General features: G+C 64.4%; 11 protein-coding genes. 9 read left to right on the top strand and 2 right to left on the bottom strand.

From position 1 onward, the window contains the following. Positions 1 to 11: 11 nt before the first annotated feature. Both AC0QTX_RS11635 and AC0QTX_RS11630 read right to left on the bottom strand, forming a co-directional pair. Positions 12 to 2,081: a 3-hydroxyacyl-CoA dehydrogenase NAD-binding domain-containing protein gene (locus AC0QTX_RS11635; RefSeq protein ID WP_474604111.1), complete on the bottom strand. Its 2,070-nt coding sequence runs from the start codon at positions 2,079 to 2,081 to the stop codon at positions 12 to 14. Between the two features lie 81 nt (positions 2,082 to 2,162). Then, positions 2,163 to 3,365, bottom strand: a complete 1,203-nt coding sequence (locus AC0QTX_RS11630) for an acetyl-CoA C-acyltransferase (RefSeq protein ID WP_474603988.1) — start codon at positions 3,363 to 3,365, stop codon at positions 2,163 to 2,165. A 261-nt stretch (positions 3,366 to 3,626) separates the two neighbouring features. On the opposite strand from AC0QTX_RS11630, the gene AC0QTX_RS11625 reads away from it, so the two are divergent. From AC0QTX_RS11625 to AC0QTX_RS11585, 9 genes are all read left to right on the top strand, one after another. Beyond that, positions 3,627 to 4,640, top strand: coding sequence for an NADPH:quinone oxidoreductase family protein (locus AC0QTX_RS11625; RefSeq protein WP_474603987.1), 1,014 nt, complete (start codon positions 3,627 to 3,629; stop codon positions 4,638 to 4,640). Further along, the gene (gene pimA / locus AC0QTX_RS11620; protein ID WP_474603986.1) at positions 4,637 to 6,310 is read left to right on the top strand and encodes a dicarboxylate--CoA ligase PimA; all 1,674 of its coding nucleotides are present in this window, start codon (positions 4,637 to 4,639) and stop codon (positions 6,308 to 6,310) included. The genes AC0QTX_RS11625 and pimA overlap by 4 nt, the downstream gene beginning before the upstream one ends. Before the next feature lie 47 nt (positions 6,311 to 6,357). Further along, a complete protein-coding gene (pimC, locus tag AC0QTX_RS11615) occupies positions 6,358 to 7,554 on the top strand; it encodes a pimeloyl-CoA dehydrogenase large subunit (RefSeq protein WP_474603985.1) in 1,197 nt (398 codons plus the stop codon). 119 nt (positions 7,555 to 7,673) lie between these two features. Beyond that, complete coding sequence (locus AC0QTX_RS11610; RefSeq protein WP_474603984.1) at positions 7,674 to 8,822, top strand: acyl-CoA dehydrogenase family protein; 1,149 nt, start codon at positions 7,674 to 7,676, stop codon at positions 8,820 to 8,822. A 12-nt stretch (positions 8,823 to 8,834) separates the two neighbouring features. Beyond that, positions 8,835 to 10,076 (top strand): acyl-CoA dehydrogenase family protein, encoded by a 1,242-nt coding sequence (locus AC0QTX_RS11605; protein WP_474603983.1) that lies wholly within the window; start codon positions 8,835 to 8,837, stop codon positions 10,074 to 10,076. Continuing rightward, the gene (locus AC0QTX_RS11600) at positions 10,073 to 10,837 is read left to right on the top strand and encodes an SDR family NAD(P)-dependent oxidoreductase (protein ID WP_474603982.1); all 765 of its coding nucleotides are present in this window, start codon (positions 10,073 to 10,075) and stop codon (positions 10,835 to 10,837) included. The genes AC0QTX_RS11605 and AC0QTX_RS11600 overlap by 4 nt, the downstream gene beginning before the upstream one ends. A gap of 78 nt (positions 10,838 to 10,915) precedes the next feature. Further along, positions 10,916 to 11,083, top strand: a complete 168-nt coding sequence (locus AC0QTX_RS11595; protein WP_474603981.1) for a YqaE/Pmp3 family membrane protein — start codon at positions 10,916 to 10,918, stop codon at positions 11,081 to 11,083. Between the two features lie 130 nt (positions 11,084 to 11,213). Next, positions 11,214 to 11,414, top strand: coding sequence for a hypothetical protein (locus AC0QTX_RS11590; RefSeq protein WP_474603980.1), 201 nt, complete (start codon positions 11,214 to 11,216; stop codon positions 11,412 to 11,414). Positions 11,415 to 11,617: 203 nt separating this feature from the next. Continuing rightward, a complete protein-coding gene (locus tag AC0QTX_RS11585) occupies positions 11,618 to 11,956 on the top strand; it encodes a hypothetical protein (RefSeq protein ID WP_474603979.1) in 339 nt (112 codons plus the stop codon). Positions 11,957 to 12,614: the final 658 nt, after the last annotated feature.

Below are 12,614 nucleotides of genomic sequence, written 5' to 3'. Positions count from 1 at the left end.
GCGATCTCTGTTCAGAGATCGCGAAACCCCTTGCCGTCGGCGACAAGGCGCTCAAGCAGCGCGGCCGGCTTGAAATCGCCTCCGAACTTGGCTTCGTAGGCGCGCAGCCGGTCGAGCACTTTGCCCAGGCCCACCTGCTCGCCGTAGAACATCGGGCCGCCGCGATAGACCGGCCAGCCATAGCCGTTGATCCAGACGATATCGATGTCGGAGGAGCGGATGGCGATGCCCTCTTCCAGGATCTTCGCCCCCTCGTTGATCATCGTATAGACGCAGCGCTCCAGGATTTCCTGATCGGAAATTTCCCGGCGCGTGATGCCTTTCTTCGCCGAGAGATCGAGGATGATCTGCTCCACGAGCTTGGACGGCTTGGCGTTGCGGTTCTCGTCGTAGTCATAGAAGCCCGCACCCGTCTTCTGGCCGCGGCGGTCCTGCTCGCAAAGGATCTCGCGCACGGTCTCGCCCTTCGAGGTCTCGCGCGACCAGCCGATGTCGAGGCCGGCAAGATCGGCCATGGCGAAGGGCCCCATGGGGAAGCCGAACTCGTAGAGAACGCGGTCCACGTCCCAGGGCATGGCGCCTTCCAGCACCAGGCGGTTGGCCTCGCGCTGGCGCGGCTCGAGCATGCGGTTGCCGACGAAGCCGTGGCAGACGCCCACCAGCACGGCGATCTTGCCGATCTGGCGTCCGAGCTGCATGGCGGTGGCGATCACCTGCTTGTTGGTCTTTTCGCCGCGCACCACCTCCAGCAGCCGCATGATGTTCGCCGGGGAGAAGAAGTGCATGCCCAGCACGTGTTCCGGCCGCTTCGTCATCGCGGCGATCTCGTTCACGTTGAGATAGGAGGTGTTGGTGGCCAGAATCGCCCCGGGCTTGGCGATGGCATCGAGCTTGGTGAAGATCTCCTTCTTGATCGCCATGTTCTCGAACACGGCCTCGATGATGAGGTCGCAATCGGCGAGATCCTCCATGTTGAGGCTGCCGGTGAGAAGCCCCATCCGGCGCTCCACATCCTCCACGCTCATGCGGCCCTTCTTGGCCGTGCTGTCGTAGTTGCGGCGGATCACGCCCAGGCCCCTCTCCAGGGCCTCGGGCTTCGCCTCGACGATTGTGACGGGCAGCCCTGCATTGGCGAAGTTCATCGAGATGCCGCCGCCCATGGTGCCGGCGCCGATGATTCCGACCTTCTTCACCGGCAGGGTCGGCGTATCGTCGGAAATGTCCGGGATCTTCCAGACCTGGCGCTCGGCGAAGAACACGTGCCGCTGGGCCGCCGACTGCTCGCCGCTCACGAGTTCCTGAAACAGCTGGCGCTCTAATCTGATGCCCTCATCGAAGGGCAGGTTCACGGCCGCCTCGATGCAGCGGATGTTGTATTCCGGCGCCTGGAAGCCGCGGAACTTGCGGTCATTGGCCTTGCGGAATGCATCAAAAATCTGCGGCTTGCCACGCGCTGCCGCGATCCTGTCATCGAGGTCCCGCACCTTCTTCAGGGGACGGTTCTCGGCAGTTGCTCTGCGCGCAAAGGCGATGGCGCTTGCGAGCAGATCGTTCTCGTCGACGAGTTCGTCGACGATGCCCATCTCCTTCGCGGCTTTCGCCGGGATCGGGCTGCCGGAGGTGACCATCTCCATGGCCCGCTCCGGACCCACGAGGCGGGGCAGGCGCTGCGTGCCGCCGGCACCCGGCAGCAATCCCAGCTTCACTTCCGGAAAGCCGCACTTCGCCGAAGGCACGGCCACGCGGTAATGGCAGGCCAGCGCCGTCTCCAGACCGCCACCGAGCGCCGTGCCGTGAAGGGCAGCGACCACAGGCTTCGATGAGGCCTCGATGAAGTCCACGACCTCCGGCAGCATCGGGTGCTTCGGCGGCTTGCCGAACTCGCTGATGTCGGCACCGGCGAAGAAGGTGCGGCCCTCGCAATGCAGAACCACGGCTTTGATGCTCGCATCAGCGCCGGCTTGCCTGATGCCTTCCACAATGCCTTCGCGCACCTGCGCCGAGAGCGCGTTCACGGGAGGCGAGTTGACGGCGAGCACGGCGATCTCGCCGTCGCGTCTCAACTCGACGACGGGATTGATGCGGGTTGCGTAACTCGTCTCGGCCGCGCTGCTCATGCTGTTCTCTCCCCTGATTCGGTGCGCTTGTCTTGAGGACGTGTCTTAGTAGATCTCGAAAAGACCGGCAGCCCCCATGCCGCCGCCCACGCACATGGTGACGACGCCGTACTTCGCGCCGCGGCGCTTGCCCTCGATGAGGATATGGCCGGTCATGCGCGCCCCCGACATGCCATAGGGATGGCCGATGGAGATGGCGCCGCCGTTCACGTTGAGCTTCTCGTTGGGAATGCCGAGCCGGTCGCGGCAATAGAGCACCTGGCAGGCGAAGGCTTCGTTGAGCTCCCAGATGTCGATGTCGTCCACCGTCAGACCATGCTGCTTGAGCAGCTTCGGAACGGCGAAGACCGGCCCGATGCCCATTTCGTCCGGATCGCACCCGGCCACCGCCATGCCGCGATAGGCGCCGAGCGGCTGCAGACCACGACGCTCGGCCTCCTTGGCTTCCATCAGGACAGCCGCCGAGGCGCCGTCCGACAATTGCGAAGCGTTGCCGGCCGTGATGAAGCGGCCTTCCTTCACGCGCAGCCCATCCTTGAATACGGGGTTCAGCGCCTGCAGATCCTCGAGCCGCGTCTGCGGGCGGTTGCCCTCGTCCTGCGAGAGCGTGATCTCCCGCTGGGAGGCGGCGCCGGTGGCCTTGTCGACCACGACCATGCTGGTCGTCATGGGAACGATCTCGGCCGCGAAGCGCCCTTCGGTCTGGGCCTGCGCGGTGCGCTGCTGCGACTTGAGGGCGTATTCGTCCTGCGCCTCGCGGGATATCCCGTAGCGGTCCGCCACCGTCTCGGCCGTCTCGAGCATGCTCATGTAAAGCGCCGGAACCGTCTCCACGAGCGCGGGATCCTTGGCGCGGTAGCGATTCGCATGCTCGTTCTGGACAAGAGAGATCGACTCGAGGCCGCCGCCCACCGCGATGCCGATCCCGTCGACCACGATCTCCTTGGCAGCAGTCGCGATGGCCATCAGGCCCGAGGCGCATTGACGGTCCATGCTCATGCCGGCGACGCCGGTCGGCAGGCCCGCGCGCAGGGCTGCCTGACGGGCAATGTTCGACCCGGTCGAGCCCTGCTGCAGCGCTGCGCCCATCACGACGTCGCCGATCTCGCCCGGATCGATGCCGGCGCGCTTCACGGCCTCGGCGATGGCATGGCCGCCCAGCGCCTGGGCCTGGGTGTCGTTGAAGGCGCCGCGATAGGCTTTTCCGATGGGGGTGCGAGCCGTGGAAACGATGACAGCTTCACGCATCTTGGGATCCTCCCTGGATCGCTGGGGCGGTGCAGCCCCTTCATTCCAAGCCACCCGGCGCCGGCGGCGACGAGCGCTCCTGACCTTGTCTGGTGCTATTAATGACAAAAGCGGTATGTTTTTGTCTAGCCCAAATCCATTTGAAAATATGAGGAAAATTCACGTCGCCTATTATTTTCGAAAAATCGGCTTGCATCTGGAGATGACGGGGATACCCTACCTCAAACACATAGTGCGCGCTTTCTGGGGAGGAAGCGAAGGATGCTGGCCCTACTCAGCATACAGCCGGGCGGACCTGAGACGCTCGTGCTGGAATCCGTGGCCGAGCCCTGCCCGAAGCCGGGCGAAGTCCTGCTGGCCATCAAGGCCTGCGGGGTGAACTACCCCGACGCGCTGATCATCGAGGATCGCTACCAGTTCAAGCCCGAGCGCCCCTTCGCGCCGGGCAGCGAGGTCTCCGGCATCGTCGAGGCGGTGGGCGAAGGCGTGTCCTTCCTGAAAGCCGGCGATCGGGTGATCGGCTCCTGCGGCTGGGGCGGCATGGCCGAGAAGCTCGCCCTCTCGGCCGACCGCTGCATCCCCATGCCCGATGCCATGCCCTTCGACGAGGCGGCCGCCTTCGTCATGACCTATGGCACCTCCTATCACGCTCTCAAGGACCGGGCCGGGCTGAAGGCAGGCGAGACCCTGCTGGTGCTGGGCGCAGCCGGAGGCGTCGGGCTTGCAGCCGTGGAGCTCGGTAAGGCGATGGGCGCGAAGGTCATCGCCGCCGCTTCGTCGGACGAGAAGGCGGCGCTTGCGAAGCGGCATGGCGCCGACGAGAGCATCGTCTATGCGTCAGGTCCCTTCGACCGTGATGGTGTCAAGGCCTTGGCCGAGCAGTTCAAGGCGGCCTGCGGATCGGACGGCGCCGACGTGATCTACGACCCTGTGGGCGGCGATTACTCGGAAGCCTCCTTGCGCGCCATTGCCTGGGAGGGACGATTCCTGGTGGTCGGCTTCCCGGCCGGGATTCCGAAGATTCCCCTCAACCTGCCGCTCCTGAAATCCTGCCAGATCGTCGGCGTGTTCTGGGGCGCCTTCGCCAGACGCGATCCGAATGCCAATGCGGCCAATCTGGGAGAACTTCTCGATTTCTATGCTGGTGGGCAAATCAAGCCGGTGATTTCCGAACGCGTGCCCCTCGCCAGGGCCGGCGAGGCCATTGCGGCCTTGAGCCGGCGCAAGGCGATGGGCAAGATCGTCGTCACCATGGATGGAGCGGACGCATCATGAGCCGGACGGCCTTTCCCTGGGAGCGCTCCTATCCGCCAGGCGTTCATTGGGATGCACCCATCGTCCAAACGACGCTGCCGCAGCTCTTGGATGAGGCGGTGGCGGTCTATGGCGACAGGCCGGCCATCGAGTACCGGGACAGGCACATCAGCTACGCCGAGATCGGTCGTCAGGCCGATGCGTTCGCCGCCGCCCTCCTCCGCTCGCCCGCCGATGCCGCCGGGGCGGTCGCGCTCTATCTGCCGAACACGCCCTATCATCCTTATGCCTTCTTCGGCGCAGCCAAGGCCGGAATCCGCCTCGCTCACCTGAGCCCGCTCGATGCCGAACGAGAGCTGGCGCACAAGCTGCACGACAGCGGCGCGCGCATTCTCGTGACCACCAATCTCGCGAGCATGCTGTCCATGGCGCTCAAACTTCTGGATGCCGGGCATGTGGACCGGCTGATCGTCGGCGAGGATGCAGTGTGGGGGCCGTGCCCGGCGCCCACGATGCCAATCCCGGAGCGGCCCGACGTCGTCACCTTTGAGGCCTTCACGCGCGATGCGGCGCTGCCCGGACAATGGCCCGCGATCGCGCCGGACGACATCGCCCTGCTGCAATATACCGGCGGCACCACCGGCACGCCGAAAGGCGCCATTCTCACCCATGGCAATCTCACGGCGGCGGTTGCCATGTACGAGGCGTGGTTCGGCCCGCAGTTGAACACGCGCCCTGGCGAGCAGAAGGTGATCTGCGCCCTGCCGCTGTTCCATATCTACGCGCTGACCACGATCCTGCTGCGGCAGATCAGGAACGGCAACGAGATCCTGCTGCGCCTACGCTTCGACCCCGAGACCACCTTGCGGGACATCGAGGTGAAGCGGGCAACTGCCTTTCCGGGCGTTCCCACCATGTGGATCGCACTGGCCAATTATCCGGGCATTGAGAACCGCGATTTCTCTTCCATGATCCATTGTAGCTCCGGAGGGGCGCCGCTGCCGGTTGAGGTGGGAGAGCGATTCCATCGTCTCACAGGACAGTGTCTCCTCGGCGGTTGGGGCATGACGGAAACCTCTCCCGCAGGCACGAACCTGCCGCTGAAGGGGCCGCCGAAGCCGGGCTCTATCGGCATTCCCATGCCGGGGGTCGAGCTCGACATCTTGTCCCTCGACGAGCCCCGCCGCGTGCTCGGCGTGCGCGAAACCGGCGAGCTTCGCGTCCGGGGCCTCAACATCAGCCGCGGCTACTGGAACAAGCCGAAGGAGACGGCCGAGGCCTTCACACCGGACGGACTCCTCACCGGCGACATCGGCTATCACGACGAGGACGGCTATTTCTTCATCGTCGACCGCCGCAAGGACATGATCATCTCCGGCGGCTTCAACGTCTATCCGCAGGTGATCGAGCAGGCGGTCTACGAACACCCGCAGGTGGAGGAAGCCATCGTGATCGGAGTTCCGGACACCTATCGCGGCGAAGCCGCCAAGGTGTTCGTGAAGCTGAAGAACGATGCGCCCGGTTTCACCCTGGAAGAGCTGCAGGCGTTTCTGGCCGACAAGGTCGGCAAGCACGAAATGCCGGCGGCTCTCGAAATCCGCGAGGCGCTTCCGCGCACCTCGGTCGGCAAGCTGTCGAAGGTCGAACTGCGCGATGCAGAACGCCGCAAGGCGGAGAACGCCACACCATGACCAGCCGCCCCCATTCCCTTCGTTTCTCGGCCTAGAGGATAACCCCCATGGATCTGCGCTTCACCGATGAGGAGCTCGCCTTCCGCGACGAGGTTCGCGAATTCTTCCGCACCGCCCTGCCCGACTCCATCCGCCGCAAGATGATCCAGGGTTATCATCCAAGCAAGGACGACCTCGTCACCTGGAGCCGCATTCTCAATGCCAAGGGCTGGGCGGTGCCGCACTGGCCGGTGGAATGGGGCGGCACCGGCTGGAGCCCGGTGAAGCAGTACATCTTTCGCGACGAGCTGCAGCAGGCGCCCGCCCCCGAACCGCTTGCCTTCGGCGTCAGCATGGTCGGCCCGGTGATCTATACCTTCGGCAACGAGGAGCAGAAGCGCCGCTTCCTGCCGCGCATCGCCAATCTCGACGACTGGTGGTGCCAGGGCTTCTCGGAGCCCGGAGCCGGCTCCGACCTCGCCTCGCTGAAGACCACGGCGAAACGCGATGGAGATGTCTACATCGTCAACGGCCAGAAGACCTGGACGACGCTGGCCCAGCACGCGGACTGGATCTTCTGCCTGGCGCGCACGGATTCCGCCGTGAAGAAGCAGGAGGGCATCTCGTTCCTGCTCATCGACATGAAGACGCCGGGGATCACCGTGCGTCCGATCCAGACAATCGACGGCGGGCACGAGGTCAACGAGGTGTTCTTCGACGACGTGCCCGTGCCGGTCGAGAATCTCGTCGGGCAAGAGAACAAGGGCTGGGATTATGCCAAGTTCCTGCTCGGCAACGAGCGCGTGGGCATTGCTCGCATCGGCATCTCGAAGGCGCGCCTGAAGCGGGTGCGCGAACTCGCAAGCCTGGAGCGCATCGGAGACGTGCCGCTGATCGAGGTGCCGCGCTTCCGCGAGAAGCTCGCCGCCGTCGAGGTGGAGCTGAAGGCGCTCGAGATGACGCAGCTGCGCGTGGTAGCCGCCGAGAGCCGGCGCGAGAAGGGCAAGCCCGATCCGGCCTCGTCGATCCTCAAGATCAAGGGCTCGGAGATTCAACAGGCCACCACCGAGCTTTTGATGGAAGTCGTCGGCCCCTTCGCCATGCCCTACCACCCGGAGGAGGAAGGCCGTAACGAGCCCATCGACGGTCCGGACTGGGCCAGCACCGCAGCGCCGACCTATTTCAACTGGCGCAAGATCTCGATCTACGGCGGCTCCAACGAAATCCAGAAGAACATCATCGCCAAGGCGATCCTGGGGTTCTGACGACGAATGTCATCCCCGGCGGTCCGCAGGACCGGGAAGGGGATCCACCCGCCTGCTCGACATTGATGGATTCCCTTCCCCCCGCTGCGCTGCGGCCGGGAATGACAAGGAGACACGACATGGACTTTGATCTCAGCGAAGAACAGCGCCTGCTGAAGGACAGCGTCGATCGCCTGATGGCGGACCGCTATGACTTCGAGAGCCGCCAGCGCTACGCCAAGGAGCCGGAGGGCTGGAGCAGGGACCTCTGGAGCGCCTACGCGGAGCTCGGCCTTCTCGCCCTTCCCTTCGATGAGGCCCATGGCGGCTTCGGCGGCGGTCCCGTGGAGACCATGACCATCTTGGAAGCCTTCGGGCGCTCGCTGGCGCTTGAGCCCTACCTCGCCACCGTCATCCTCGGCGCCGGCCTGCTGCACCACGGCGGCAGCGAGGAGCAGAAGTCGGCTCATCTGCCCCAGGTCGCATCGGGCGATCTTCGTCTCGCCCTCGCCCACACGGAGCGGCAGTCGCGCTACGACCTCTTCGATGTCGCGACCGCTGCGCAGCGCGATGGCGGCAGCTTCATCCTCAACGGGCAGAAGAGCGTCGTGCTGCATGGCGACAGCGCCGAAAGGCTCCTGGTGACGGCCCGCGTCGCCGGCTCCCGCCGCGACCGCGACGGCATCGGGCTCTTTCTCGTCGATGCGAATGCACCTGGCGTTTCCCGTCGGGGCTACCCGACGCAGGACGGGCAACGCGCCGCCGAGGTGACGCTGGAATCCGTCCGTGTCGATGCCGAGAGCGTTATCGGCAACCCGGAAGGCGCTCTGCCCGTGGTGGAGAAGGTGACCGACATCGCCATCGCGGCTCTTGCGGCCGAGGCCATCGGCGCCATGGACGAGATGCTCAAGCTCACGGTCGATTACCTGAAGACCCGGAAGCAGTTCAACACCACCATCGGATCGTTCCAGGTGCTGCAGCACCGCTCCTCCGAGATGTTCATTGCCGTCGAGCAGGGGCGCAGCATGGCAATGTTAGCCGCCATGATGGCGCAGGAGCAGAATGCGGAGGAGCGCCGCAAGGCGATCTCGGCCGCGAAGGTGCAGATCGGCCGCTCGGGCCGCTTCGTCGGGCAGCAGGCGGTCCAGCTGCATGGGGGCGTCGGCATGACCATGGAATACAAGGTCGGCCATCTCTTCAAGCGCGTGACGATGATCGACACCTTGTTCGGCGATGCCGACCACCATCTGTCCAAGCTCGCCGAAACCGGTGGTCTGATCGCGGCCTGATAGGAGGAACCAATGCTGTTTCCCATAAGCCCACGGGCCGAGGACTTGCGCCACCGCGTCACGGAATTCATGGAGGCACATGTCTATCCGGCCGAAGAGATCTTCGAGCAGCAGCTCAACGCTATGCCCAGCCGCTGGGGCGTGGCGCCGGTGATGGAGGATCTGAAGGCGCGCGCCAAAGCTCAAGGGCTGTGGAACCTGTTCCTGCCCAAGCGCCACTATCCGGATTCCCTGACGAACCTCGAATACGCCATGGTGTGCGAGATCATGGGGCGCTCGCCGATCGGAGCCGAGCCGTTCAACTGCTCCGCGCCCGATACCGGCAACATGGAGACGCTCATTCTCTATGCCTCCGAGGAGCATAAGCAGCGCTGGCTCAAGCCCCTGATGGACGGCGAGATCCGCTCGTGCTTCGCCATGACCGAGCCGGAGGTGGCCTCGTCGGATGCCACCAACATTCGCACCGAGATCCGCCGCGAAGGCGACGAATACGTGATCAACGGGCGCAAGTGGTGGACCTCCGGGGCCATGGATCCGCGCTGCAAGATCGCCATCGTCATGGGCAAGACGAACCCGGATGCGCCCAAGCACCAGCAGCAATCGATGATCCTGGTGCCGATGGACGCGCCCGGCGTGACAGTGGTCCGTCCGCTCACGGTCTTCGGCTACGATGACGCGCCGCACGGCCATGCGGAGGTTGTGTTCGAAAACGTGCGCGTGCCGGCCTCCAGCATCCTGCTCGGCGAAGGGCGCGGCTTCGAGATTGCGCAAGGCCGCCTGGGCCCTGGCCGCATTCACCACTGCATGCGTTCCATCGGCCTCGCCGAGCGCGCGCTGGAGACCATGTGCAAGCGCGCCCTGTCGCGCAGCACCTTTGGCAGACACGTGGCCGATCACGGCGTGACCCGCCACTGGATCGCCGAGTCGCGCATGGAGATCGACCAGGCCCGCCTGCTGACGCTCCAGGCCGCCCGCATGATGGACGAGGTCGGCAACAAGGCGGCCCGCGCCGAGATCGCCATGATCAAGGTGGTGGCGCCGAACGTGGCGCAGAAGGTCGTGGACCGGGCGATCCAGGTTTGCGGCGGCGGCGGGGTGTCTCAGGATTTCCACTTGGCTTACGCCTATGCCCGCGCCCGCGTGCTGCGCCTCGCGGATGGCCCCGACGAAGTTCACCGCGAGACCGTCGCGAAGATCGAACTCGCCAAGTACAAGCCGGCCGACAAGCCGCACAATGCAGGGCCTGCCGCATGACCAACCCGTTCGACCTCTCCGGAAAGGTGGCCATCGTCACCGGATCGAGCCGCGGCATCGGCCGCTCCATCGCGGAAACCATGGCGTCGCTCGGAGCCAGGGTGGTGGTGTCGAGCCGCAAGATCGAGGCGTGCGAGCCTGTGGTCGAGGGCATCCGCGAGAGGGGCGGAGAGGCCATGGCCATCCCCTGCAACATCTCGCGCAAACTGGAAGTCGAAGCGCTCGTCGCTCAGACGCGAGAGCGGCTCGGGCCGGTCGACATCTTGGTCTGCAACGCCGCCGTCAATCCAGTCTACGGCCCCATGAGCTCCTTGAGCGACGAGGCCTTCGACAAGATCATGGGCGCCAACGTGAAGAGCAATCTCTGGCTCTGCAATCTCGTCATCCCGGAGATGGCAGAGCGGGGCGGCGGAGCGGTCGTGATCGTCTCCTCGATCGCAGGCCTGCGCGGTACGGGCGTGATCGGCGGCTACGGCATCTCGAAGGCTGCGGACTTCGCGCTCGCCCGCAATCTCGCGGTGGAATGGGGGCCGCAAAACGTGCGCATCAACTGCATCGCCCCGGGCCTGGTCAAGACTGATTTCGCCCGCGCCTTGTGGGAAGATCCGCAGGCCCTGGAGCAGCGCAACAGCCAGACGCCCCTGCGCCGGATCGGCACGCCCGACGAGATCGGCCCGGTGGCGGCCTTCCTGGCGTCGTCGGCCGCAAGCTTCATGACCGGCCAGACCGTGGTGGTGGACGGCGGCGTCACGATTGCATGACGCGGGGTGGAACAGGAGGACCGCGATCCCGTTCCACTCATAATCTCCATCAAGACCTGAGCACAATGACCTGAGACCATGGGAAACCTGCTTCGCATCATCCTCGCCATTCTTCTGCCGCCCGTTGGCGTGTTCTTCACCGTGGGCCTGGGCGGTCAGTTCTGGCTCAACATTCTGCTGACGATCCTGGGCTACATCCCGGGCATCGTCCATGCGGTCTGGATCATCGCACGCCGAAGGCCCTGACGCAGAACCGTCTTGCCGGTTCTGGTGCTGGAGCGCACACCGCACGATCATCCCCCCGAACGGAATATGGATGAAGCCGTTTCTCTCCTGCAGGCGGCGAGATCTCGCCGCCTCGGCAAGAGCGAACTTCATGACCGTTTTCGATCCCATTTCCGGCCGCCAGATAACGATTGACCCGCCGGGCAAGTCATACCGGCCGATCATCCGACAGGAATGCCTCACCGCGGGAGAGCAGCTGCTGCATGCAGGTCCAACGCCCGGCGCAGAAGGCCGATTGAAGTCCCCTGACCTGCCGATCCGGCATCTCCCCCGTGAGCGCGTCAAAGCCTAGATCATCGAAAGAGGTGCTGCGCCCGGCTCGATCCGAGCATGAGCCTTTACCAGAGGATCAGCAGTTTTGTGGGAGTAAAGCCATCCAGGGGCACAACCTGAGAAGTCTCCGAGTTATGAGGCAAGGTGCCGCGACAGGGCCATGGGCTGGAACCGCCCCGATCATCAGACGTTGCATCGCGACTATCTGAAGGGATCAAGCCCATGAGAAAATTTGCTCTTTTGACTGTTGCCGCCATTGGCTCCGGTCTTTTTATCGGCACGCCCTCGATGGCTCAGCCGTCCATCCAGTTCGGCATCGGCCCCGATGGCCGCCCCCAGATCGGCGTTCGCGATCCTCAGCAGGAGGAATACGAGCGGCGCGAGCGGTGGCGTCAGCGCCGGGACGCCGAACGTGAGCGTGCATACGAGCAGGGCCGGCGTGACGCCCGACGCGATGAGCGGCGCTATGGTGCCTATGAAGAATCATGCCGCAACGTCACTATTGTCGAACAGGACCGCTGGGGTGGCTCCGTGACGCGGCGTGTTCGCCGCTGCGACTGAGAGCGTTCGGACCCTCGCATGTGAGACTGATTTCACGATGTGCGGGGGTTCTTCCAGGATCATCGTTTCGTCTGCCAAGGTTAGCCTGCAGTTAACCCTATCGCTCCTAAGGTTGAGGCTCCAAGGTAAAGGAGTCTCACGATGCGTATCCTCAAGAACTCGCTTGTCCTGCTTGTGTCGGCTTCCGTGCTCGGCCCATTCTTTGTGATATCGGCCTACGCAACGACGATCCTGGCATCCGCCTTTATCGGTCAGTAAGTATGTCCGAGATCCATCAATTGCCCGGACAGTTCCCAAGTGAAACTCTCTCGAGTGCTGGTCCAAGCTTCTGAGAGGGTTCAACGTTGATGAGGAATGGGGCCGCCGAAAGCGTGGGTTCGCACAAGGAAAGCTGAATCGGCACTCGGCTGACCCTTGACGCTCCCTAAAATGGCGCCTCCAGCTGTTATCGGAAGTGGCACGGTCCTCGACGAACTTTGCCCCTGCCCGTCATGAATTTTCCTCCTCGAACCGCGGCAGACCGACTGCCAGGACGTGCGAACGCCTCAAGCCAGAAAGGGTATCTGGAGTTCTTGAGTTCTGGTGTTTTTTGTGGCGGCTACTCCTCGCGGAAGGCTTTGGCCATGTTGTCGGCCACGGGCTTGGTCAGGTAGGAGAA

The sequence above is a fragment of the Microvirga sp. jy35 genome (assembly GCF_056148915.1).
Note: the sequence above shows the minus strand (reverse complement) of the source record. Positions and strands in the feature narration are given on the sequence as shown.